Origin of the sequence: Streptomyces sp. Root431 (assembly GCF_001426585.1) — a bacterium.
GTDB lineage: Bacteria > Actinomycetota > Actinomycetes > Streptomycetales > Streptomycetaceae > Streptomyces > Streptomyces stackebrandtii.
The window spans coordinates 428,544-451,802 of sequence record NZ_LMEI01000012.1 but is presented as its reverse complement, the minus strand read 5'-3'; the positions used below and the strand labels follow the sequence as shown (position 1 = coordinate 451,802).

The 23,259-nt window shown below is 71.7% G+C and carries 23 protein-coding genes; 12 read left to right on the top strand and 11 right to left on the bottom strand.

Annotated elements, in window-relative coordinates; all coding sequences use genetic code 11:
• Positions 1–12: 12 nt before the first annotated feature.
• Both ASC82_RS24245 and ASC82_RS24240 read right to left on the bottom strand, forming a co-directional pair.
• Positions 13–2,421 (bottom strand): HAD-IC family P-type ATPase, encoded by a 2,409-nt coding sequence (locus tag ASC82_RS24245; protein ID WP_056651836.1) that lies wholly within the window; start codon positions 2,419–2,421, stop codon positions 13–15.
• Between the two features lie 88 nt (positions 2,422–2,509).
• The gene (locus tag ASC82_RS24240; RefSeq protein ID WP_056651833.1) at positions 2,510–2,863 is read right to left on the bottom strand and encodes a DUF2530 domain-containing protein; all 354 of its coding nucleotides are present in this window, start codon (positions 2,861–2,863) and stop codon (positions 2,510–2,512) included.
• A gap of 145 nt (positions 2,864–3,008) precedes the next feature.
• Between ASC82_RS24240 and ASC82_RS24235 the strand changes: the two genes are divergently transcribed.
• Complete coding sequence (locus tag ASC82_RS24235) at positions 3,009–4,460, top strand: NCS2 family permease (protein ID WP_056651829.1); 1,452 nt, start codon at positions 3,009–3,011, stop codon at positions 4,458–4,460.
• Here the strand turns inward: ASC82_RS24235 and ASC82_RS24230 are convergent.
• Positions 4,430–4,681 (bottom strand): hypothetical protein, encoded by a 252-nt coding sequence (locus ASC82_RS24230; RefSeq protein ID WP_056651826.1) that lies wholly within the window; start codon positions 4,679–4,681, stop codon positions 4,430–4,432. The two genes, ASC82_RS24235 and ASC82_RS24230, sit on opposite strands and share 31 nt — an antisense overlap.
• Positions 4,682–4,889: 208 nt before the next feature.
• Here ASC82_RS24230 and ASC82_RS24225 point away from each other — a divergent pair, with 208 nt between their 5' ends.
• Both ASC82_RS24225 and ASC82_RS24220 read left to right on the top strand, forming a co-directional pair.
• Positions 4,890–5,333, top strand: coding sequence for a MarR family transcriptional regulator (locus ASC82_RS24225; RefSeq protein ID WP_024759949.1), 444 nt, complete (start codon positions 4,890–4,892; stop codon positions 5,331–5,333).
• A 27-nt stretch (positions 5,334–5,360) separates the two neighbouring features.
• Positions 5,361–6,698 (top strand): MFS transporter, encoded by a 1,338-nt coding sequence (locus ASC82_RS24220; protein WP_056651823.1) that lies wholly within the window; start codon positions 5,361–5,363, stop codon positions 6,696–6,698.
• Between the two features lie 138 nt (positions 6,699–6,836).
• Here ASC82_RS24220 and ASC82_RS24215 read toward each other — a convergent pair whose 3' ends face one another.
• Entirely contained in the window at positions 6,837–7,337 is a 501-nt protein-coding gene (locus tag ASC82_RS24215) for a GNAT family N-acetyltransferase (RefSeq protein ID WP_056651820.1), read from the bottom strand.
• Between the two features lie 55 nt (positions 7,338–7,392).
• Between ASC82_RS24215 and thpR the strand changes: the two genes are divergently transcribed.
• Together thpR and ASC82_RS24205 are read left to right on the top strand one after the other, a co-directional pair.
• The gene (thpR, locus tag ASC82_RS24210) at positions 7,393–7,977 is read left to right on the top strand and encodes an RNA 2',3'-cyclic phosphodiesterase (RefSeq protein WP_056651817.1); all 585 of its coding nucleotides are present in this window, start codon (positions 7,393–7,395) and stop codon (positions 7,975–7,977) included.
• 194 nt (positions 7,978–8,171) lie between these two features.
• Complete coding sequence (locus ASC82_RS24205) at positions 8,172–9,161, top strand: aldo/keto reductase (RefSeq protein ID WP_056652515.1); 990 nt, start codon at positions 8,172–8,174, stop codon at positions 9,159–9,161.
• A 12-nt stretch (positions 9,162–9,173) separates the two neighbouring features.
• Here the strand turns inward: ASC82_RS24205 and ASC82_RS24200 are convergent, their stop codons facing one another.
• Positions 9,174–9,704 (bottom strand): MarR family winged helix-turn-helix transcriptional regulator, encoded by a 531-nt coding sequence (locus ASC82_RS24200; RefSeq protein WP_199862601.1) that lies wholly within the window; start codon positions 9,702–9,704, stop codon positions 9,174–9,176.
• 47 nt (positions 9,705–9,751) lie between these two features.
• Here ASC82_RS24200 and ASC82_RS24195 point away from each other — a divergent pair, with 47 nt between their 5' ends.
• Positions 9,752–10,153: a carboxymuconolactone decarboxylase family protein gene (locus ASC82_RS24195; RefSeq protein ID WP_056652512.1), complete on the top strand. Its 402-nt coding sequence runs from the start codon at positions 9,752–9,754 to the stop codon at positions 10,151–10,153.
• Between the two features lie 12 nt (positions 10,154–10,165).
• Here ASC82_RS24195 and ASC82_RS24190 read toward each other — a convergent pair whose 3' ends face one another.
• Positions 10,166–10,924, bottom strand: coding sequence for a GDSL-type esterase/lipase family protein (locus ASC82_RS24190; protein ID WP_242427759.1), 759 nt, complete (start codon positions 10,922–10,924; stop codon positions 10,166–10,168).
• A gap of 66 nt (positions 10,925–10,990) precedes the next feature.
• Positions 10,991–11,842 (bottom strand): alpha/beta hydrolase, encoded by an 852-nt coding sequence (locus ASC82_RS24185; protein ID WP_056652509.1) that lies wholly within the window; start codon positions 11,840–11,842, stop codon positions 10,991–10,993.
• A 72-nt stretch (positions 11,843–11,914) separates the two neighbouring features.
• Here ASC82_RS24185 and ASC82_RS24180 point away from each other — a divergent pair, with 72 nt between their 5' ends.
• A complete protein-coding gene (locus ASC82_RS24180; RefSeq protein WP_056651802.1) occupies positions 11,915–12,940 on the top strand; it encodes a hypothetical protein in 1,026 nt (341 codons plus the stop codon).
• Between the two features lie 22 nt (positions 12,941–12,962).
• Here the strand turns inward: ASC82_RS24180 and ASC82_RS24175 are convergent, their stop codons facing one another.
• Positions 12,963–13,697 (bottom strand): TetR/AcrR family transcriptional regulator, encoded by a 735-nt coding sequence (locus tag ASC82_RS24175; RefSeq protein WP_056651799.1) that lies wholly within the window; start codon positions 13,695–13,697, stop codon positions 12,963–12,965.
• A gap of 86 nt (positions 13,698–13,783) precedes the next feature.
• Here ASC82_RS24175 and ASC82_RS24170 point away from each other — a divergent pair, with 86 nt between their 5' ends.
• Positions 13,784–14,743 (top strand): ATP-binding cassette domain-containing protein, encoded by a 960-nt coding sequence (locus tag ASC82_RS24170; RefSeq protein ID WP_056651795.1) that lies wholly within the window; start codon positions 13,784–13,786, stop codon positions 14,741–14,743.
• Entirely contained in the window at positions 14,740–15,564 is an 825-nt protein-coding gene (locus ASC82_RS24165; protein ID WP_056651790.1) for an ABC transporter permease, read from the top strand. The genes ASC82_RS24170 and ASC82_RS24165 overlap by 4 nt, the downstream gene beginning before the upstream one ends.
• 167 nt (positions 15,565–15,731) lie before the next feature.
• On the opposite strand, the gene serC is transcribed toward ASC82_RS24165, so the two are convergent.
• Positions 15,732–16,850 (bottom strand): phosphoserine transaminase, encoded by a 1,119-nt coding sequence (gene serC, locus ASC82_RS24160; protein WP_056651787.1) that lies wholly within the window; start codon positions 16,848–16,850, stop codon positions 15,732–15,734.
• A 51-nt stretch (positions 16,851–16,901) separates the two neighbouring features.
• On the opposite strand from serC, the gene ASC82_RS24155 reads away from it, so the two are divergent.
• A complete protein-coding gene (locus ASC82_RS24155) occupies positions 16,902–19,682 on the top strand; it encodes an FAD-binding and (Fe-S)-binding domain-containing protein (RefSeq protein WP_056651784.1) in 2,781 nt (926 codons plus the stop codon).
• Positions 19,683–19,738: 56 nt separating this feature from the next.
• The gene (locus tag ASC82_RS24150; protein ID WP_056651781.1) at positions 19,739–20,020 is read left to right on the top strand and encodes a pyrimidine/purine nucleoside phosphorylase; all 282 of its coding nucleotides are present in this window, start codon (positions 19,739–19,741) and stop codon (positions 20,018–20,020) included.
• A gap of 538 nt (positions 20,021–20,558) precedes the next feature.
• Here ASC82_RS24150 and ASC82_RS24145 read toward each other — a convergent pair.
• On the bottom strand, positions 20,559–21,092 hold the full coding sequence (locus tag ASC82_RS24145) for a DinB family protein (RefSeq protein WP_056651779.1): 534 nt from the start codon (positions 21,090–21,092) through the stop codon (positions 20,559–20,561).
• A 589-nt stretch (positions 21,093–21,681) separates the two neighbouring features.
• Here ASC82_RS24145 and ASC82_RS24140 point away from each other — a divergent pair.
• Positions 21,682–22,254, top strand: coding sequence for a GNAT family protein (locus ASC82_RS24140; protein WP_056651776.1), 573 nt, complete (start codon positions 21,682–21,684; stop codon positions 22,252–22,254).
• Here the strand turns inward: ASC82_RS24140 and ASC82_RS24135 are convergent.
• Positions 22,241–23,098 (bottom strand): LysR family transcriptional regulator, encoded by an 858-nt coding sequence (locus ASC82_RS24135; protein ID WP_056651773.1) that lies wholly within the window; start codon positions 23,096–23,098, stop codon positions 22,241–22,243. The genes ASC82_RS24140 and ASC82_RS24135 overlap by 14 nt on opposite strands.
• Positions 23,099–23,259: the final 161 nt, after the last annotated feature.

The window sequence follows — 23,259 nt, the reverse complement described above, 5'->3', positions numbered from 1 at the left end:
GGCTCACGCCCCCTACGTCGGGAACCTCTTGCTCACCCACCGGTACGACAGCTCGAGGAGCGCCCCGCCCGCCGCCGCGATCACGACCGCCGCCCACGGCATCGTCGTGCCCACCAGCTTCAGCGCGAAGAAGTCCTGGAGCCAGGGGACGACGAGGACGAGGAGGAAGGCGCCGCCCATCGCGGCGACCAGGGTGAGGCGCCACCACGTGTAGGGGCGGGCGATGATCGCCAGGACCCACATGGAGACCAGGAAGAGGGTGAGCGTCGCCGCGCTCGTCTCCGCCTCCAGGGCACCCTCGCCGCTGTAGTGGTGGCGGGCGAGGAGGTACGTGGTGAAGGTGGCCGCCGCCGCGATGACGCCGCCGGGGATCGCGTACCGCATGACCCGGCGGACGAAGTTCGGCTTCGCGCGTTCCTTGTTGGGGGCGAGGGCGAGGAAGAAGGCCGGGACGCCGATCGTCAGGGTGGAGAGCAGGGTGAGGTGGCGGGGGAGGAAGGGGTACTCCACCTGCGAGCAGACCACCAGGACGGCCAGGAGCACCGAGTAGACCGTCTTGGTGAGGAAGAGGGTGGCCACGCGGGTGATGTTGCCGATGACCCGGCGGCCTTCCGCCACCACCGACGGCAGGGTCGCGAAGGAGTTGTTCAGGAGGACGATCTGGGCGACGGCCCGCGTCGCCTCCGAGCCCGAGCCCATCGAGACGCCGATGTCGGCGTCCTTCAGGGCGAGGACGTCGTTGACGCCGTCGCCCGTCATGGCGACCGTGTGGCCGTGGGACTGGAGCGCCGCCACCATGTCCCGCTTCTGCTGCGGGCTGACCCGGCCGAAGACCGCGTTCGCGTCGAGGACCTTCGCCATCTCCTCCCGGTCGGTGGGGAGCTGCCGGGCGTCGACGGTGTTCTCGGCGCCCGGCATGTCGAGCTTTCCGGCCACCGCACCCACCGAGACCGCGTTGTCGCCCGAGATGATCTTCGTGGCGACGTTCTGGTCGGCGAAGTAGGCGAGGGTGTCGGCCGCGTCGGGGCGCAGCCGCTGCTCCAGGACGACGAGGGCGGTCGGCCGGGCGTCGGTGGCGACCTCGGGGGAGTCGAGCTCGTGGACCGTACGGGCGAGGAGGAGGACCCGCAGTCCCTGTTCGTTGAGGTGGTCGATCTCGGCGAGGGTCGGGTCGTCGGTGGACAGGAGGACGTCGGGGGCGCCGAGCAGCCAGGTCGAGTCCTCGCCGTTGCCCTCGCTGAAGGCCGCGCCGCTGTACTTCCGGGCCGAGGAGAAGGGGAGGGACTCCGTGCAGCGCCAGTCGACCGAGTCCGGGTAGGCGTCGATGATCGCCTGGAGGGAGGCGTTCGGGCGGGGGTCCGATTCCCCCAGGGCGCCGAGCACCTTCCGTACGTACGCCTCGTCCGAGCCGTTGAGGGGACGGAGCTCCGTGACGTCCATGCCGCCCTCGGTCAGCGTGCCCGTCTTGTCGAGGCAGACGACGTCGACGCGGGCCAGGCCCTCGATGGCGGGCAGCTCCTGCACCAGGCACTGCTTGCGACCGAGGCGGATCACGCCGACCGCGAAGGCGACGGAGGTGAGGAGGACGAGGCCCTCGGGGATCATCGGGACGATGCCGCCGACCGTGCGGGCGATCGAGTTCTTGAGGTCGTTGTCCTTCACGACGAGCTGGCTGATGATCAGCCCGATCGCGGTCGGGATCATCATCCACGTCACGTACTTCAGGATCGTGGAGATGCCGCTGCGCAGCTCGGAGTGGACGAGGGTGAAGCGGGAGGCCTCTTCGGCGAGCTGGGCGGCGTAGGCCTGGCGGCCGACCTTGGTGGCGGTGAACGCGCCGCCGCCGGCGACCACGAACGAGCCGGACATGACCGCGGCGCCGGGCTGTTTCACGACCGGGTCGGCCTCGCCAGTGAGGAGCGATTCGTCGATCTCCAGGCTGTCGGCCTCGGCGACGACGCCGTCGACGACGACCTTGTCGCCCGGGCCGAGCTCGATCAGATCACCGAGGACGATCTCGGAGGTCGAGAGCTCGGCGGCGACCCCGTCGCGCCGGACCGTCGGTTTCGCCTCGCCGATGACGGCGAGCCCGTCGAGGGTCTTCTTGGCGCGGAGCTCCTGGATGATGCCGATGCCCGTGTTGGCGACGATCACGAAGCCGAAGAGGCTGTCCTGGATCGGCGCGACGATGAACATGATCACCCACAGCACGCCGATGATGGCGTTGAAGCGGGTGAAGACGTTCGCGCGGACGATGTCGGTGGTCGACCGGGAGCTGCGCAGGGGAACGTCGTTGACCTCGCCGCGCGCGACCCGCTCGGCGACCTCGGCGGAGGTGAGCCCGGCCGGTCGGTGCACGACGGGCGGTTCGCCCGCCTCGGTCTCGCTGCCGCCCGTGTCGATCTTCGCCCGCTGAGTCATGTTTTCGACGGTACGACCGGAAGGGGCCGTTCACCTGCCGAGGAGGGCGAAGATCAGACCGGGGGAGGACCGGAATCGTCCCCTGGTGCTAGGGGGTGCCCGAGGTCGTCTCGGGGTTCTGGGCCGACTGCCCGGCTTCCGCCGACTGCCCGGCTTCCGCCGACTCCGCCGACTGCCCGGCTTCCGCCGCCCGTGCCGCCGCCTCGTGCCGCTTGATCGCCGCGTCACGCCCGCGGACGTACCAGATGCCGATCAGGCCGAGCCCGCCGCCGGCGAGGCAGGTCCACACCCACCAGGTCAGGTCCCGGTCGTCGAACCAGCCGTAGAAGGGGACCTGGACGAGGAAGAGGACGAACCAGAGGATCGTGCCGCCGGTGATGGTGGCGACGACGGGCCCTTCGAGGGGCTCGGGTGCCTCGTGCTTCGGTGTCCACTTCGCCATGGGCCCAGTCTAGGCGGCGGGAAATCGTATCTACGCGCGGAGATAGACGCTCGCTCGTTCATGTGTTCATACTGAAACGGTTTGCCTCTGGCGGGTTTCCCTCGTATGAACCGCCAAAAAGGACTTCTTCCGAAGAGGAACCCCCATGAGCACCACGGCCACCGCCAAGGCCACGTCCCCCGAGCCCGTGAACTCTCCGCAGCCGGGTTCGGGCTTCGACCGCTTCTTCCGGATCTCCGAGCGCGGTTCGACCGTCGCCCGCGAGGTCCGGGGCGGTTTCGCCACCTTCTTCGCGATGGCCTACATCATCGTGCTGAACCCGATCATCCTCGGCAGCGCCAAGGACATGTACGGGCACCAGCTCGACGGCGGCCAGCTCGTCACCGCGACCGTCCTCACGGCGGCGTTCTCGACGCTCCTCATGGGCGTCATCGGCAACGTCCCGATCGCCCTCGCCGCCGGCCTCGGCGTCAACACGGTCGTCGCGCTCCAGCTCGCTCCGAAGATGTCCTGGGCGGACGCCATGGGCATGGTCGTCCTCGCCGGCATCGTCGTGATGCTGCTCGTCGCGACCGGTCTGCGCGAGCGCGTCATGAACGCCGTCCCGGTTGGCCTACGCAAGGGCATCGCGATCGGCATCGGCCTCTTCATCATGCTCATCGGCCTCGTCGACTCGGGCTTCGTCTCCCGCATCCCCGACGCCGCGCACACCACCGTCCCGCTCCAGCTCGGCGGCGACGGGCACCTCACCGGCTGGCCGGTCCTCGTCTTCATCCTGGGCACGCTGCTCACCCTCGCGCTGATCATCCGCAAGGTGCCGGGCGCCATCCTCATCTCGATCGTCGTCATGACGATCGTGGCGATGGTGATCAACGCGGTCGCGACCGTCCCGTCCTGGGGCCTCACCACCCCGAAGTGGCCGGGCAACCCCGTCGCCTCGCCCGACTTCGGCCTGGTCGGCGAGGCCAGCCTCTTCGGCGGCTTCGAGAAGGTCGGCCTGCTGACCGGCGTCCTCTTCGTCTTCACCGTGCTGCTGTCCTGCTTCTTCGACGCGATGGGCACGATCCTCGGCGTCGGCGACGAGGCCAAGCTGATGGACAAGGACGGCAACTTCCCCGGCATCAACAAGGTGCTGCTCGTCGACGGCCTGGCGGTCGCGGCCGGCGGCGGCACCTCCTCCTCGGCCAACACCTGCTTCGTGGAGTCCACGGCGGGCGTCGGCGAGGGCGCCCGCACGGGCCTCGCCTCGGTCGTGACCGGCGGTCTCTTCGCGGTCGCGCTGTTCCTCACGCCGCTCGCGACGATGGTCCCGTCGCAGGCGGCCACGCCCGCGTTGCTCGCGGTCGGCTTCCTGATCATGGCCGGTTCGATCAAGGACATCGACTGGAGCGACTTCACCATCGCGGTGCCGGCGTTCCTGGCCATGCTGATGATGCCGTTCACGTACTCGATCACGAACGGCATCGGCATCGGCTTCATCGCCTTCAGCGTGCTGCGCCTGGCGGCCGGCCGGGGCCGTGAGGTCCCGGCGGCCATGTACGTCGTGTCGGCGGTCTTCGTCTTCTACTACGCGATGCCGGCGCTCGGCCTCACGTGATCCCCGGGCGACGGCTCGGGCGCGGGCCCGGCTCCGGCTGACGCCTCCCCGTAGAACCTCTCCGTCTCGTCGACGGCGGTCTTGAACCGCTCGTCGAAATCCTCCCGAATGAGCGTCCGGACGACATAGTCCTGGACGCTCATTCCTCTTTTCGCGGCGTGGCTCCTGAGCCGGTCGAGCAGCTCACCGTCGATGCGCAGGCTGAGCACTGTCGATCCCATGCCGTTCAGGGTCGGGGCAGCAGGTGCCCCTTTGCGTCACTTTCCGGATCGGGCTCACTCGTTTGGGTGATACATGGATGCCGAAGCGTGATCTGGGCTGCCAGGTGTGTCCCCCTCCCGTGTGATCCACGTCCTCTCCCGTGTGATCCACACGACGTCGGCGCGTTTCGGTTGGTATTTAGGAAGAGTAATGAGTTAGGCTAACTACATGCCTGACCTGTCCCACGGCACCGCCGACGACGCCGCGGCCGTGAACGCGCTCCGCTCCTCCGTCATGCGACTGAGCCGACGCCTCAAGCACCAGCGCGTCGACGAGTCGCTGAGCCCCACCGAGATGTCGGTGCTCGGCACTCTGAAGCTCTGCGGCTCCGCCACCCCCGGTGAGCTGGCCCGCAAGGAGCACGTCCAGCCTCCGTCGATGACCCGCATCGTCGCGCTGCTCGAAGCCAAGGGACTGGTCCGGCTGGAGCCGCACCCCGACGACCGCCGACAGAAGGTGGTCCGCCAGACCGAGACGGCCGAGGCCATGCTCGAAGAGTCCCGCCGCAAGCGGAACGCCTGGCTGGCCACTCTCGCCGAAGGCCTGGACGAGGACGAATGGGCCAAGCTGCGCGCGGCCGCCCCGGTCCTGGAGAAGCTCGCTCACCTCTGACCGACGCGCCAAGGAGGCGAACGCACTTTGAGTACGGGACCCGGAGCAGACTCCGCACCCGTCCATCAACCCACCCTCAAGACCCGTGGGCGGGGGGAAACCTTCTCCTCGCTCCGTATCCGCAACTACCGGCTGTTCTTCACCGGAGCCATCGTCTCCAACACCGGTACGTGGATGGCCCGCATCACCCAGGACTGGCTGGTCCTGAGCCTCACCGGCTCGGCCGCCGCCGTCGGCATCACCACGGCCCTGCAGTTCCTGCCGATGCTGCTCTTCGGCCTGTACGGCGGTGTCATAGCCGACCGCTACCCGAAGCGGAACCTGCTCCTCGTCAGCCAGGCCGCCCTCGGCCTCTGCGGACTCGCGCTCGCCGTCCTCACCCTCTCCGGCTCCGTCCAGGTCTGGCACGTCTACCTGATCGCCTTCCTCCTCGGCATGGTGACGGTCGTCGACAACCCGGCCCGCCAGGCGTACGTCGCCGAGATGGTCGGCCCCGCCCAGCTCCGCAACGCCGTCTCCCTGAACTCGGCGAACTTCCAGTCCGCCCGGCTCATCGGCCCCGCCGTCGCCGGTGTCCTGATCGCCGGAGTCGGCAGCGGCTGGGCGTTCCTGCTCAACGGCCTGTCGTTCCTCGCCCCCCTCGTGAGCCTCCTGCTCATGCGGACGAGCGAGCTCCACAAGGTGGAGCGCGCCCCGCGCGGCAAGGGCCAGCTGCGGGAGGGCCTGCGGTACGTGGCAGGGCGGCCGGACCTGATCTGGCCGATCGTCCTCGTGGGGTTCATCGGCACGTTCGGGTTCAACTTCCCGATCTGGCTCACGGCCTTCTCGGAGGAGGTCTTCCACGTCGGCGCCGGTACGTACGGCTTCCTCAACACCCTGATGGCGGCCGGCTCCCTCGTGGGCGCCCTCGCCGCGGCCCGCCGGGGCTCGACCCGGCTGCGGATGCTGGTCGTCGCGGCGGCGGTCTTCGGCGTCCTGGAGATCGCGGCGGCGCTGTCGCCCGCGTTCTGGCTGTTCGCGCTGCTGCTCGTGCCGATCGGCATGATCGGCCTCACGGTCAACATCACGGCGAACTCGGCCGTCCAGATGGCGACCGACCCGGCCATGCGGGGCCGCGTGATGAGCCTCTACATGATGGTCTTCGCCGGCGGCACGCCGATCGGGGCACCGCTCCTCGGCTGGGTCACCGACACGTACGGCGCCCGCGTCGGCTTCGCGACGGGCGGCGTGATCTCGCTGCTCGCGGCGGGGGTCATCGGCCTGGTCCTGGCGAAGGTCGGCGGCCTGAAGGTCGCCCTGGCCTGGCGCCACGGGCACCCGCAGGTCCGGTTCGTGGCCCGCGAGCGCCTGGCTACGGCGGCCTGACGGCAGGGGGACGGGGGCCGGGCTTCCGGCGGGCCCGCCCTGGCACACGTACGGGGGCGGGCTCTTCGAAGGCCCGCCCCCGTCCCCGTACCCGCCCCCGTACCCCTACCGCCCTAACGCCCTACCGCCCGTCCCTCCTCAGACCCGCCGCTCCAGGATCTGCCCCTGCCACTCGCCCACCGCGAAGGGCTCGGTCCGGGTGAAGCCCTGGCCCTCGTAGTACGCGACGAGCCGTCCCTCGCTGCCCGCGAAGCAGTCCACGCGCAGCAGCGACACCCCCCGCCGCCGGGTCTCCTTCACCGCGTGGGCGAGGAGCGCGGCACCCACCCCGTGCCCGTGGAACCGCGCGTCGGTCGCGAGCAGGCGGACGTACACCTCGGGCTCGTCCGCCGGGGGCACGTGCTTGCCCGGATGCGGCGTCAGCGTCATCGTGCCCGCCGGTACGCCGTCGATCTCGACGATCCACGGATCGCCCTCGGCCATCGTGTCCTCGACCTGCTTCACCGCCGCGGGGCGGGCCGAGAACGACTCCGTGCCCCACTGGGCGGTGATCCCCTTGCCGTTGAGCCACACCACGGCGCTGTCAAGGACTGCGAGTATCGCGGGGAGGTCCTCCACCCCGCCCTTCCGGATCTTCATCCCACAGAGGCTAGAGCCTGTCCCGGGTTTTCCGGCGGCCTGCCAGACTCTCCCCATGAGGCTTTTCGCCGCCGTCCTGCCGCCCGCCGAGCAGCTGGCCGAGCTCGGACGTGTCACGGACCGACTGCACCGGCTGCCCGGGGCCGACGGGCTGCGCTGGACCTCGCGGCCCGGGTGGCACCTCACGCTCGCCTTCATGGGCGAGGTCGACGAGGAGCTGCTGCCCGAACTGCGCGTCCGGCTCGCCCGGGCCGCGCACCGCACCCCGCCGTTCCCGCTGCGCCTCCACGGCGGCGGTCACTTCGGCCGCCGCGCCCTGTGGACGGGGTTCGCCGGGGACCTGGACGAGCTGCGGCTGCTCGCCGAGCGGTCCGACGCCGCCGCCCGCAGGGCCGGGGTCGCGATGGACGAGCACCGCCGCTACCAGGCCCATCTGACGCTCGCCCGCGCACGGACGGACGAGGTCGACCTCCACCCGTTCCTCGACGTCCTCCACACCTTCGAGGGAGACCGCTGGCAGGTGGCGGAGCTGGCGCTCGTCCGCTCGAACCTGCCGGTGAGCGGTGTCCGCGGCGAGCAGCCCCGCTACGAGAAGCTCGACGGCTGGCCCCTTGAAGGGGGAGCGGGCCGCTCGGGTTAACCTCGATGCGTGGACCCGAAGACCCGTAACCGAATCATGGCCGGCGTGCTCGTACTGATGTTCGCGATCATCGCGGTGGCGGCGGTCACCGGACAGTAGGCACGCACCGGGCACGTCAGCAGACGCCTTCCTCCGTCTCCCTCTGCGGGAATCTCCTTGCTTCGAGCGGACTCGAAGCAGTTGGCTTGACCCTCATGGAGTACACGCAGCTCGGACGCACCGGACTCAAGGTCAGCCGACTCGTCCTCGGCACGATGAACTTCGGACCGCAGACGGACGAAGCCACCAGTCACGCCATCATGGACTCCGCGCTGGACGCGGGGCTCAACTTCTTCGACACGGCCAACGTGTATGGCTGGGCGGAGAACAAGGGGCGGACGGAGTCGATCATCGGCTCCTGGTTCGCCAAGGGCGACGGCCGCCGCGACAGGACCGTTCTCGCCACCAAGGTGTACGGGAACATGGCCGCCGACGGCGACGCCTGGCCCAATCACGACAAGCTCTCCGCGCTGAACATCCGCCGCGCGGTGGAGGCCAGCCTCAAGCGGCTCGGCACCGACTACATCGACGTCTACCAGTTCCACCACATCGACCGGGCGACCCCCTTCGACGAGATCTGGCAGGCCGTCGACGTCCTGATCCAGCAGGGCAAGGTCCTCTACGCCGGCTCCTCGAACTTCCCCGGCTACAAGATCGCCCAGGCCAACGAGACCGCCGCCCGGCGCGGCTCGGTCGGCCTCGTCAGCGAGCAGTGCCTCTACAACCTCTTCGAGCGGCGCGCGGAGATGGAGGTCATCCCGGCCGCGCAGGAGTACGGCCTCGGGGTCATCCCCTGGTCGCCGCTCCACGGCGGCCTGCTCGGCGGCGTCCTGAAGAAGGAGGCCGCGGGCAAGCGCCGTACGGAGGGCCGCGCGGCGGCCACCCTCGCCGACCCGGCGTCCCGCGCGCAGCTCCAGGCCTACGAGGACCTGCTCGACAAGCACGGCCTGGAGCCGGGCGAGACGGCCCTCGCGTGGCTGCTCACCCGGCCGGGGGTCACGGGCCCGATCGTCGGTCCCCGCACGCCCGAGCAGCTGACCAGCGCGCTGCGCGCCCTGGAGGTGGAGCTGAGCGAGGAGGTCCTGGCGGGTCTCGACGAGATCTTCCCGGGCCCGGGGCCGTCCCCGGAGGCCTTCGCCTGGTGACCCGGTGAGGGTTCAGGGCGCGCCGAGCCAGCTCGTGGCGTCCAGGCGGAACGCCGTCTCCGCGGGGACGACGTTCCGCAGGGCCGTCTCGATGTCCCGGACGCGGTCCGCGCCGAGGGTCGCGGCCCACTCCGCCCGCAGTTCGTCGAAGATCGCGGCGGAGCGGGCGAGGGCGTCGTGGCCGCGCGGGGTGATGCGGACGAGTTTGCGGCGCGCGTCGGCGGGGTCGTCGGCGCGTTCCGCGTAGCCGAGGGCGAGCAGCCGGTCGACGGTCTTGCCGGCGGCCTGCTTGGAGACGCCGAGGCGGCGTCCGATGTCGCTGGCGGTGGCGCCGCCGGTGCCGATGGCCTGCAGGGCGAAGCCGTGGGCGGGGCGCATGTCGGGGTGGCCCTCGTCGGCGAGGCGGGCGTGGAGCCGGTCGATGAGGGTGCGGAAGCCGCCGAAGAGGAGCAGGGGGAGTTCGTATCCGGGGGTGTCGACGGGTACCCCCTTGCCGTTATCGACAACCTGGTTTACGTTTTCTCCAGCGACATGGTCAACCATGTTGTCCATTCTAGTCCGGGGGAACCACCTTGTCCGCACCGATCGACATGTCCGCTCGTACCGCCGCCGCCGTCGCTCTCCTCAAGGAGTCTCCCGAGACCCTCGACGGCTTCCTCAAGCTCAGCGCGATCTTCGAGTCCACCACCCTCGACCCGCACTCCCGCGAGACGGTCATCCTGACCGTCGCCGAGCGGAACCAGTGCCACCTCTGCGTCGACATGCACGAGGCCAAGATGGCGGCCCTGGGCCCGGCCCCGGACGCCGAACGCCTCGCCGCCGTCCGGACGTTCACCCTCCGGGTGCTCGCCTCCTCGGGCGCCGTGAGCGACGAGGAGCTGGCGGCCTTCGAGAAGGCCGGCTACACCCGCCGGAACGCCCTGGAGGTCGTCCTCGGCATCGGTACGTACACGGTCTCGACGCTCGCGAACCGCCTCACGCGCGCCGCGTGACCGACCGGCCCGTCAGCTCGGCTCCTTGTGCAGAGGGACGTCCTCGGCGCCGCCCCACCGGTGGGGCGGGTTCTCCATGGTGACCTCAGGGGAGTAGGGGCCGCCCAGGCCCCAGGCCTGGTGCATCGCCGTGGCGAAGGCGGCGGCCAGCTTGTGCTCGCCGGTCACGCCCGGGTGGGTGCCGTCGTAGGTGTCCGTGTGGATGTCGTACGACTCCGGGATCGTCGCCAGGAGCAGCGGCGAGGCCGCCGTGTCCAGGTCGGCGACCGCCTTCGCGAGGAGCTCGTTGAAGCGGGCGCACTCGGCGGCGAAGGGGGCGTCGTACTCGGCGCGGACGTTCGGTATGACCGGCAGGAGCACGGCCCGCACGCGCGGGTTCGCGGCGCGGGCCGCCGCGACGAACGCGCGGACGTTCTCCTCGGTCTGGTCGCTGTTCGTGTAGAAGCCGAGGTCGATCAGGCCGAGGGAGATCAGCAGGACGTCCGCGCCCGTGGCGGTGACGGTCCCGCCGATCACCGGCGCCATGTGCAGCCAGCCCTCGCCCCAGCCGGCCAGGTGGCGCCGGGCGGGGGCGGGGAAGGCGGGGTCGGCGTAGGCCTCGACGCCGTTGGGGTCGTCGGCCGCCGTCGGGTCGTAGAGCCCGGTGCGCGGGCCGACGATCTCGTACCGGCCCGGGAGCGTCGACTCCAGGTGCTGCCACATCCGGTGGCGCCAGGTCCAGTCGCCGACGCGTCCGATGGTCATGCTGTCGCCGACGAACAGAAAACGCATGGTCACATCATCGCGGACCGCTCCCCGGGGCGGCGACGTGATCCGGGACACGGCCCCGGGCAGGGGTCATCCCAGAAAGCCGTCGACCGTCTCCGCGAACCAGCGCTCGTCGTCGTGCCACGGGAAGTGCCCGCCCCCGGCCAGGACCGCGAGCGTGGCCTTCGGGAACAGCTCCGCGTACGCGGTGGCCGTCGGCACCGGCGTGTTGGCGTCGCCCTCCCCGGCGACGACGAGCACCGGACGGTCGAACTCCGCGAACGCGGCGCGCGTGGCCGCCGGTTGGTACGCGCCCTCGCTGCCGTAGACCCCCCCTGCCTCGCCGTTCAGCTGACGGTGGCTCTCCGCGTGCCGCTCGCGCGCGGCCTCGTCCCACGTGCCGTGGAAGAAGGGCGCGACCGCCTGGAAGGTCTCGGCCGACCCGCGCCCCGCCGCGAGCTCCTCAAGAGCCGCGTACGCCGGCCCGAACCACGGCTCCGCGCTCCGCAGCCGCGCCGCCGCGAGCCGCTCCTCGCCCGTCGTGTCGAGCCCGACGGCCGCCGCGCCCGGGGTCGCGAGGACCAGCCGGGCGACGCGCTCCGGGTACCGGGTCGTGTACAGCGCGGCCAGGTTCGCGCCCGCCGAGTGCCCGAGGAGGTCGAGGCTGTCGAGCCCGAGCTCGATCCGCAGCGCCTCGACGTCCTCGACGAGCCGGTCGCAGCGGTACGAGGACGGGTCGTCCGGCACCGCGGACGCGCCCGTGCCCCGCAGGTCGAGCCGGATCACCGTACGGAGGGCGGTGAGCCCGCCCAGGTCCCCGAGATAGGCGGAGTCCTGCATCGGACCGCCGGGCAGGCAGATGAGCGGGGCGCCGGAACCGGGGAAGGAACCGGAGACGTGGTAGGCGAGTTCCGTGCCGTCGGGCGCGGTGAAAGTGGGCATGCGCGTGACCATGACAGCGGGCTCCTCCGCTGGTCAAGCAGGTTTCCCCCGCCCCATGGCAGGCTTGAGGCCATGCGAACTGCTCTGTGCGCCCTCGGCGCGGCGGCGGCCCTGGTGCTGCTCCCCGCCGGCCATGCCCGTGCCGAAGGGCAGGACCCCGACCGGGACTTCACGATCGCGGACCCCCGGATCACCGAGTCCAGCGGCCTCGCGGCGAGCCGCGCCCACCCCGGGATCTACTGGACGCACAACGACCAGGACGCGCCCCTGATCTACGGCATCGACTCCCGCACGGGCGAGACCGTCGCGACCCTGACGATGCAGGGCGTCGGCACGCCCCGCGACATGGAGGCGATCGCCGTCGGCCCGGACGGCGACATCTACGTCGGCGACATCGGCGACAACCTCGACGGCTCCTGGGACCACGTCTGGATCTACCGCTTCCCCGAGCCGAAGACCCTCAAGGACCAGAAGGTGGCGGCGAAGCAGTACGTCGTGAAGTACGCCGACGGGCCGCGCAACGCCGAGGCGCTGATGGTCCATCCGAAGACCGGCCGGGTGTACATCGCGAGCAAGAACCAGGACGGCGGCGGCCTGTACGCGGGCCCCGAGCGGCTCTCCTCGTCCGGGACGAACGTCTTCCGCCGCGTCGACGAGGTGCCGTGGGTGACCGACGGCGCCTTCTCCCCGGACGGCGGACGGCTCGTCCTGCGCGGCTACTTCAGCGCGAAGGAGTACGCCTGGAAGGACGGCCGCCTCGGCGACGGGGGCACGGGCGTCGGCGCCCCCTTCCAGGGGCAGGCGGAGTCGGTGACGTACACGACGGACGGCTCGGCGTTCATGTTCGGCTCGGAGGGCGCGAACAGCAAGGTGGTCCGCGTCGACCGCGATGCGGAGAACCGTCCGCCGGACACGGGGAACGGGTCGGACACGGGAGACGGGTCGGGCACGGAGACGCCGGGGAAGAGCGAGACCCCGAAGCCTTCCGCCGTCACGGGCGGCGACCAGGGAAGCCAGGGCAACGCCACCGTCGGCTTCCTCGTCCTCGCGGGCGCCACCGTCCTCGTCCTCGGGATCAAGCGCCTCCTGCGCCGCTGATCCGCCGGGGCGAGCCCGGCACTCAGGCGCTTCGCACCGAGCCGACCAGGGCTTCGAAGCCGTCGAGGAGGCGGGCGAGCCCGAAGGCGAAGTGGTCGGTGTCGTGGGAGAAGGTGTCGGCGGCGAGCGCCGCCATCAGCGGGTAGTCGCCGCTGGCCATCGCACGCTCCAGGTAGGGCCGTTGCGTGCGCCAGAACTCCTCGTCGTCGACGCCCGTCTCCTTCGCCGCCTCGACGGCCTGGAGTTCCATGCGCGCGATCCCCGCCGCGAAGCCCTGCACGGTGATGATGACCGAGACGGTCTCGGGGTCGCTCAGACCCATGCCGTGCGGCCCCTTGAGCCCCGAGAGGCAGAGCTCCAGGCCGCGCAGCGCGCTCGGGCCCAGGACGGAGCGGGCCTCGTTGACCTTGAGCAGCCAGGGGTGCGCCCGGTAGAGGGCGAGGGTGGTCCGGGCCAGCGCCGTGACGGTGTCGCGCCAGTGGGTGGGGGCCTTCGGGGCGTCGTCGAGGGACTCGCCCTGGACGCGGTCGAGCATCAGGTCGAGGAGCTCGGTCTTGCCGGGGACGTACCGGTAGAGCGACATCGTGCCGACGCCGAGCTCGCTCGCCACCCGCCGCATCGAGACGGCGTCGAGCCCCTCGGCGTCGGCGATCCCGACGGCGGTCGTGACGATCCGGTCGAGGGTGAGGCCCGGCTTGGGGCCGCGGCTGGGGCGGTCGCCGGTGCCCCAGAGGAGGTCGAGGCTGCTCGTCGTCATGCCGCCACTCTAAAACTGAGTACGGTGTACTCTTAATTGAGTACGGTGTACTCAGAATGCGGTGTACTCAGAACCGGGAGGCCTCCATGCACGAACACGCCGTCCTCGCCGAAGGACTGCGCAAGCGGTACGGGAAGAAGAACGACGCCACCCACGCCCTCGACGGCTTCGACCTCGCCGTCCGCGCCGGCACCGTCCACGGCCTCCTCGGCCCCAACGGCGCCGGCAAGACCACCGCCGTCCGCATCCTCGCCACCCTCCTCAAACCGGACGGCGGCCAGGCCCGGGTCGCCGGCGTCGACGTGACCCGAGACCCGCGAGCCGCCCGCGCCCGCATCGGTCTCGTCGGGCAGTACGCCGCCGTCGACGAGGGCCTCACCGGGCGGCAGAACCTCGAACTCTTCGGCCGCCTCTTCCACCTCGGCGCCCGCCGCGCCCGCACCCGCGCCGCCGAACTCCTCGACCGCTTCGGCCTCACCGAGGCCGCCGACAAGGGCGCCGGCCAGTACAGCGGAGGCATGCGCCGCCGCCTCGACCTCGCCGCCTCGATGATCCTCGCCCCCGCCGTCCTCTACCTCGACGAACCGACCACCGGCCTCGACCCGCGCGCCCGCGGCGAGGTCTGGGACGCGGTCCGCACCCTCGTCGCGGGCGGGACGACCGTCCTGCTCACCACCCAGTACCTCGACGAGGCCGACCGGCTCGCCTCCCGGATCACCGTCATGGACCGGGGCAGGGCCATCGCCGACGACAGCCCCGACGGCCTCAAGGACCGGGTCGGCGGCGACCGCGTCGAGGTCGTCGTCGCCGAGCACGCCGACCTCCCCGCCGCCCGCGCGGTCCTCGCCCGCGTCGCGGGCACCGACCCTCGTACCGACGAGTCCGAACGGCGCGTCCACGCCCCCGTCACCGACCGCGTCGCCGCCCTGACCGAGGTCGCCCGCACCCTCCAGCGGGAGGGGATCGCCGTCGAGGACCTGGCCCTGCGCCGCCCCGCCCTCGACGACGTCTTCCTCCGCCTGACCGGCCAGGAGGCCGCCGCATGAGCACCGTCACCACCCCCGCGGACACCCTCGGCGGCCGGGCCTACTGGGCCGTCGCCGACTGCTGGACCCTCGTCCGCCGCACCCTGCTCAACTACCGCCGGCAGCCGATCGCGATCGTCTGGCAGCTCGGCTTCCCCATCGTCTCCGTCCTGCTCTACGGATTCGTCTTCGGCAGCGCGATGCGCGTGCCCGGCGGCGGGGACTACCGCGAGTTCCTCATGCCCGGCATGTTCACCATGACCATGGCCTTCGGCCTCATGAACACCGCGACCGCCGTCGTCTCCGACAGCGGCAAGGGCGTCGTGGACCGGTTCCGCTCCATGCCGATGGCCCCGTCCGCCGTCGCCACCGGCCGGGGCCTCTCCGACCTCCTCGTCGCCGCCGCCGAACTCGCCATCCTCGCCGCCACCGCCCTCGCCATCGGCTGGACCTCGGACGGCGGCACCGGCCCGACCCTCCTCGGCTTCGGCCTGCTCCTGCTCCTGCGGTTCAGTCTGATCTGGGTGGGCGTGTGGTGCGGCCTGATGGTGCCGAACACCGAGGCGGCCGGAGCGCTCTACGCCGTGATCTTCCCGGTCACGATGATCTCCAGCGTGTACGTGGCACCGTCCCTGATGCCCTCCTGGCTCGGGCCCGTCGCCGCCTGGAACCCGATCTCGTCCACGGTGACGGCCACCCGCGAGCTCTTCGGCAACCCGGGCGCGGACGGCGGCACCTGGGTCGAGCAGCACGCGGTCCTGATGGCGTTCGCGTGGCCGCTCGTCCTCACGGCGGTGTTCCTGCCGTTGGCGGTCCGCCGCTACCAGGCGCTCAGCCGGTGACGGACGAGCCAGATGACGCACGAGCCAGGTGACGCACGAGGGCCCGGCACGGACGATGTCCGTGCCGGGCCCTTCGTACGAGAGCTTCGAGAGCTTCGAGAGCTTCGAGAGCTACGAGAGCTACGAGAGCTTCGAGAGCTATGAAAGCTCCGAGAAGCCGCGAAAGATCAGAGCTTCTCGATCACGTAGTCGATGCACGCCGTCAGGGCGCGCACGTCCGCCGGGTCGATCGCCGGGAACATCGCGACCCGCAGCTGGTTGCGGCCCAGCTTGCGGTACGGCTCGGTGTCCACGATCCCGTTGGCGCGGAGCACCTTCGCGACCGCCGCCGCGTCGACCTCGTCCGCGAAGTCGATCGTGCCGATGACCTGCGAGCGCTTCGCCGCGTCCGCCACGAACGGCGAGGCGTACTTGGACTCCTCGGCCCAGCCGTACAGCGCGTCCGAGGACTCCTTCGTCCGGGCCACGGCCCAGTCGAGACCGCCCTGGCCGTTGATCCACTTCAGCTGCTCGTTGAGCAGGAAGAGGGTCGAGAGCGCCGGGGTGTTGTACGTCTGGTTCTTCAGCGAGTTGTCGATCGCCGTCGGCAGCGAGAAGAACTCCGGGATGTGCCGGCCCGAGGCGTGGACACGGGCGGCGCGCTCCAGAGCGGCCGGGGAGAACGCCGCGAGCCACAGGCCGCCCTCGGCGGCGAAGGACTTCTGCGGGGCGAAGTAGTAGACGTCCGACTCGGCGATGTCGACGGGCAGACCGCCCGCGCCCGAGGTCGCGTCGACGAGGACGAGCGCGCCCTCGTCGGCACCGGCGACCCGCTTGATCGGGGCGGCGACACCGGTGGAGGTCTCGTTGTGCGTGTACGCGTAGACGTCGACGCCCGCCTCGGCCACCGGCTCCGGGTGCGTGCCCGGGTCGGAGGAGATCACGGTCGGCTCGGCAAGCCAGGGAGCCAGCTTGGCGGCCTTCGCGAACTTGGAGGAGAACTCGCCGAAGGTGAGGTGCTGCGACTTGTTCTCGATCAGACCGTGGGTCGCGATGTCCCAGAAGGCGGTGGAGCCGCCGTTGCCCAGGATCACCTCGTAGCCCTCGGGCAGCGAGAAGAGGTCGGAGACGCCGGCACGCACTTCGCCGACCAGGTTCTTGACCGGAGCCTGGCGGTGGGACGTGCCGAGGAGAGAGGTGCCGGTCGCGGCCAGGGCGTCCAGCGCCTCCGTACGCACCTTGGAGGGGCCCGCGCCGAAACGGCCGTCGGCGGGCTTGATGTCAGCGGGAATCTGGATCTCAGCCACGAGGCGGAGAGTATCGGGTCCGGAAGGGGCCGGTCGCGGGATGTCCGCCGGATGAGACGAGGACTGAGACATCCTGGCGTTGTGGGAACACACGAGGATCATGCGTCCGCCCTCGCCGCGGAGCTGCGCGCCGCCGTCGCCGGAGACGTCGACTTCTCCGTCACGGCGAGGGCCCTGACGACGATGGACGCCTCCAACTACCGCCGTGTGCCTGTCGGTACGGTCGCGCCGCGCGACGCCGCCGACGTCGCGGCCGTCCTGGAGGTGTGCCGGGCGCACGGGACGACACCGGTCGTCGCGCGGGGCGGCGGCACCTCCATCGGCGGCCAGGCCACCGGTACGGGCGTGGTGCTCGACCTCACACGGCACATGGCCGGGCTCGTCTCCCTGGACCCGGAGGAGCGGACGGCCGTGGTCCGGCCGGGGCTCGTCCTCGACCGGCTGCGGGAGGCGGCGCGGCCGTACGGGCTGACCTTCGGCCCCGACCCGTCCACGCACAGCCGCTGCACCCTCGGCGGCATGATCGGCAACAACGCGTGCGGGGCGCACTCGGTCGCGTGGGGGACCACGGCGGACAACGTGCGCTCGCTGGATGTGGTGACGTACGGGGGAGAGAGGTTGACGCTCGGCCGGGACGGGCGGGGCGCCCCCGCCGGACTCCTCGACCTCGTCGGCCGCAACCTCGCCCTCCTCCGGACCGGCTACCCGGCCGGCCTCCCGCGCCGGATCTCCGGCTACGCCCTCGACGCGCTGCTGCCGGAGAAGGGCGTGGACGTGGTCCGCTCGTTCTGCGGGAGCGAGGGGACGCTGGGGGTGGTGACGGAGGCGACGGTACGGCTCGTCCCGCTGCCGGCGGACCCGGTGCTCGTCGTCCTCGGGTACCCGGACGAGAGCGCGGCGGCGGAGGCGGCGGCGGGGCTGCTCCCGTACGGGCCGCTGACGGTGGAGGGGATGGCCGCCGACCTCGTACGGGGCGGGGCCGGGGCCGGGGGGCTGCCCCGGGGCGGGGCGTGGCTGTTCGTGGAGACGGACGGTCCTTCGGCCGCTGCGGGCCTGGTCCGGGCGGCGGACGCGCTGGATTCCGTCGTGGTCCGGGACCCGGCCGGGCAGCGGGCCCTGTGGCGGATCCGCGAGGACGCGGCGGGGACGGCGACACGGCTCCCCGGGGGCGGGGAGGCGTGGCCGGGCTGGGAGGACTGCGCGGTGCCGCCGGCCCGGCTGGGCGCGTACCTGCGGGAATTCCGCGCGCTGCTGGCCGACTTCGGCCTCCGGGGGATCCCGTACGGGCACTTCGGGGACGGGTGCGTGCACGTCCGGATCGACTTCGACCTGTGGACGAAGAAGGGGGTACGGGACTTCCGCCGCTTCTCGGAGGCGGTGGCGGACCTCGTGGTCGCCCACGGCGGCTCGCTCTCCGGCGAGCACGGCGACGGGCAGGCGCGGGCGGAGCTGCTGCCGAGGATGTACGGGGAGGAGCTCGTCGGCCTCTTCGGCGCGGTGAAGGACGTGTGGGACCCGGACGGAGGCCTGAACCCGGGGATGCTGGTCCGCCCGAAGCCGCTGGACTCCGGACTGCGCTTCGAGGGGCTGCCGCTGGTGGGCGTGGGCCGGGAGGCGGCGCGGTGCGTGGGGGTCGCCAAGTGTCGCGTGGAGGGCCCGAGTTCGGGAGCGACGGTGATGTGCCCGTCCTACCGGGCGACGGGGGAGGAAAAACACTCCACGCGGGGTCGGGCGCGACTCCTGCACGAGATGGCGCTCGGCGAGGTGATCACCGACGGCTGGAGGTCGGAGGAGGTCCGGGAGGCGCTCGATCTGTGCCTGTCCTGCAAGGGGTGCCGCAGCGACTGCCCGGTAGGCGTCGACATGGCCGCGTACAAGGCGGAGTTCCTGGACCGGCACTACGCGGGCCCACTCGGCCTGCTGCGCCGGCCGCGCTCCCACTGGACGATGGGCGGCCTGCCCCGCTGGCTGGCCCTCTTCGGCCGGGGCGTGAACGCGGCGACGCGGCTGCCGTTCGCGGCGCGGCTCGCGGGGGTGACGCCGGAGCGGTCGATGCCGAGGGTGGCGGACCGGACGTTCGTGTCCTGGTTCGGCGAACGCGGCTCCCGCCGCCCGCCGACCCTCACCCTGTGGCCGGACACCTTCACGAACCACCTCTCCCCGGAGGTGGGCCGGGCGGCGGTGCGCGTTCTGGAGGACGCGGGGCTGGGGGTGGCGCTGCCGCCGGGGCGGGTCTGCTGCGGGTTGACGTACGTGTCGACGGGGCGGCTGGGGGCGGCGCGGAAGGCGATGCGCCGGACACTGGACGTCCTGGGCCTCTCCGCCGCCCCCGGACCGGTGGTCGTCCTCGAACCCTCCTGCGCGGCCACTCTCCGCACGGACCTGCCCGAACTCCTGCCGGACGACCCCCGAGCGGCCCGCCTCGCGGCCTCCGTCCTGACCTTCGCCGAGGCCCTGGAGACCCTGGCCCCCGACTGGACCCCGCCCCGCCTCGACCGCCCGGTCGCCGGCCAGACCCACTGCCACCAGCACGCGGTCCTCGGCGACGCCCCCGACCGCCGCCTCCGCGCCCACGCGGGCCTCACGGGCGAACTGTCGGGCGGCTGCTGCGGCCTGGCGGGCAACTTCGGCTTCGAACCGGCCCACTACGAGGTCTCGGTCGCCTGCGCCGAGGACCAGCTCCTGCCGGCCCTCCGCGCGGCCCCGGAGGGATCGGAGGTCCTGGCGGACGGGTTCTCGTGCAGGACGCAGATCGCCGACCTCGCGGGCGGCAGGGCCAGGCACCTGGCGGAGGTGCTGGCGGAGGGCTTGGAGGAGGGGCAGGAAAGGTGACTCGTACACTCGCCTCGCCAGTAGCGGCGCGCGACGAGTTCCCCCGGAGGACGGTCATGTTCAAGGTCAACGAATACTTCGACGGTACGGTCAAGTCGATCGCGTTCGAGGCGACGGAAGGTCCGGCGACCGTCGGTGTCATGGCCCCGGGCGAGTACGAGTTCGGCACGGCCGCTCCGGAGACGATGCACGTGGTCAGCGGCGCCCTGACGGTGAACCTGCCGGACGCCGGTGACTGGAAGACCTTCGAGGCGGGCACGCGGTTCGAGGTCCCGGGGGACAGCAAGTTCCAGCTGAAGGTCGAGGTCGCGACCGCGTACCTGTGTGAGTACCGCTGAGCTTGGGTTTCTTAGGTGCCGGGGTGACCCGGCACCGTGAGCCTCTGGTGTGGCCGCCCTCTTTCCGAGTGTGGCGGCCTCCACCACCGCGTCAAGGGCAAGTCGGCTCCGCCGATGGCCTGCGGCCACCCTTGACCCGGCGGCGGAGGCCGCCTTTTCACACTCGGAGGGCGGCCGGGGGCGTGGCCACGCAGGGGGCCCGGGCAGTCCACTGCGCCGTAGGCGCGTGGCGGGTGTGTGGGTGGGGGCTCGGTTTGCGGTCGGGGCCGGTGGGCGAAGCCCCGTGAGCGGGTGGTGCGCGGTTGTTGAATGGGGCAGCTGGGCGAGGCTTGGCGTCGGACGGACGGTGGGCGGCCGGGATTCAGGCCCCGCTGGTCATTCCCGGTGGGTGGAGGGGTGCCGGGCATGCCTAACGTGCAGATACTCCGGGTAACCGGGGGCGGGAATGCCGCAAAGGCTGACCTTTCGCCTTCCCTCGATGATCGAACTGCACGAATGACTCGCCTCACGCTTCCCCTGGAGAGGGCTCGGTCGAGGGTCAGCGTTGGGCGGTGGTGCTGGATCCGTCGAGGGTTTCCCGGATGATGTCCGCGTGGCCGGCGTGCTGGGCCGTTTCCCTGATGAGGTGGAGCAGGATGCGGCGCACGGACCAGTAGACGGTCTCCGGCGGAGACCACGGAGTCCGAGGGAGGGGCAGGCGGCGGTCCAGGTCCGGCAGGGCGGACACGATCGCGTCGGTCGTCTTCCCCGCAGCCGTGTACTGCTCCAGGAATTCGGCGATGCTCTCGCCGTCCGCCATGCGGTACTGCTCCATGTCGAGCATGCCCTCCGGCAGCTCTCCGTCGCCCTTGGCGATGATCTGCGTCCAGACCTGCTCGGCGCGGGTGAGGTGCTTGACGATCCCGCCCAGGGTCAGTTCGCTCACGGTCGTGCGCTGCGCGGCCTGAGCGTCGTCGATGCCTCGGACCGTGATCAGCAGCAACTCCCGCTGCTCCGCGAGCGCATGCAGCAGTTCGCCGCGCTCGCCTTCGAGGGGAGGGAGTTCGGTCGGGTTCTCCGGGGAAGTGGTCATGGACCGACGGTAGGGAGCATGTAGGTCAGGGTGTGTCCTCGATCCCGGCGCGGTATGCCCGTGCCACTCGCCCACCGGGAGTGACCAGCGGGGCCTGAGTCCCGGCCAGGCGACGGGCGTTCGCCGCTAAGCCTCGCCCGGCCGCCCCATTCAACAACCGCGCACCCACCACCGGACGAACTTCGCCCACTCACCCCTGCCGCGAACCCAGCCCCCACCCCCACACCTGTCACCCGCCTACGGCGCGGTACCGCCCTCCGAGAGTTTTTGCGCAGCTTCCGGTGCCGGGTCAAGGGTGGCCGTAGGCCATCGGCGGAGCCGACTTGCCCTTGACGCGGCGCCGGAAGGTGCGACTCTCGGAAAGAGGGCGGTCCCACCAGAAGCCCGCGCACCCGGCCCACCCCTTGCACCTGGCCGCAGTTTCCCGCGCCCGGGCGGTTCCTCCGCCGGGTTGTTCTGCTCGCACGAGAGTGCGGAGACGCACGCGTGGGCCCGGCACGTGTGGGGCCCGGCACGTGGGGGGTTCGTTGCGGCGTGGGGTCGGTGCAACTCCCGTCGTCCGAGCGGGAGTCCCGATACGCTCGGGCGTATGGAGCGACCTGTCTCGTCCGCGTACGGCCGGCTCGTGCTCCGTGAGCTCGCCGCCGACGACGTGTCCGCCGTGCACGGCATCTACGGCTCCGAGGTCGCGACCGAGCACCTCAGTTTTCCGACGCGTTCCCTCGACGAGGTCCGGGGGGTCGTCGAGCGGTCCCTCGCGTCCGCGCGGGCCGTTCCCCGCGAGGAGTACGCCCTCGGGGTCGTCGAGCGGGCCACCGGTGTGCTCGTCGGGTTCGGGCGGCTCGCGGTGGATCCGCATCAACAGCGCGCGGCGACCGTCGGGTTCGCGCTGCGGCCCGAGTCGTGGGGCGTCGGGTACGGGCGGGAGACCGTCGGGCTGCTGCTCGGGCTGGCCTTCGGGGAGCTCGATCTGCATCGGGTGTGGGCCGCGCGGGCGCCCCTCAACACCGCCTCCGCGCGGACGCTGCTCGCCGCCGGGTTCGTCGAGGAGGGGCGGATCCGGGGGCACGTCCACGTCCGGGGCGCCTGGCGGGACTCGATCACGTACGGGATCCTCCGCGAGGAGTGGGAGGCGCTCGGCTCCTCCGTCAGTCCCCGCTGACGATCTCCCGGGCCATCGCGACCAGCGCGCCCGTCGCCGGGTGCGGGAAGGCGTCCCGCCAGGCCAGGACCACCGGCAGGGGCGGCGCGTCGGTCAGCGGGCGGTAGGCGACGCCCGGGTGCGGGTGGAGCGCGGCCGTGGAGGCGGAGGAGACGCCGGTGCCGCGGCCCGCGGCGATCGCGGTGAGCCAGTCGTCGGTGTTCGCGACGGTCAGGGTGGCCGCCGGGCGGGCGCCGGCGGGCCAGAGCGCGAGCGTCGTCGTGCCGGAGACGGTGTTGAGGACGATCGTCTCGGCGGCCAGGTCCCCGAGGGTGAGGTCGGTCCGGTCGGCGAGCGGGCTGTCGGCGGGCAGCGCGGCGACCCGTTCCTCCGTGGCGAGCTCCTCGGTGACGAGACCGGGCGCGTCGACCGGGCCCCTGAGCAGCGCCGCGTCCACCTCGCCGCGGGCGAGTCCGGCCGTGCGGTCGTCGATGCGGAGGAGTTCGAGGGGGGTCTCGGGGTGCTGCCGCTGCCAGCGCCGGAGCAGCGGGGTGGTGTACGGGCCGAAGGCCGACCAGGCGTGCCCGAGGCGCAGGGGGCGGTGGCGGAGTCTGGCCGGGTCGACGGCGGCCTCGAAGGCGGCGAGGGCCGCGGCGGCCCTGTCGTGGAAGGCGCGGCCCTCGGCGGTGAGGGCGAGGTGGTGGGTGGAGCGGTCGACGAGCCGCGCGCCGAGGTGCTGTTCGAGCGCGGCGAGCGTGCGGGAGACGGCCGGCTGGGTGAGGTGGAGCCGGGCGGCGGCCCTGGTGAGGCTGGATTCCTCGGCGATGGCGAGGAAGCAGCGGAGGTGACGCAGCTCGATGCTCATGTCTTCGGAGCATAACCGCAGCGCAATCGGCATTTCCGGTGCCGCGCGGGGGCTCGTAGCGTGGGAGGGGAATCCTGGTGGGAGTAGACGGCGAGTCCAGTGTGTTGGACTTGGAGTACAGTGTGCTGAACTAGTGATGGTGTGGTGTGGTGTGAGCGAGT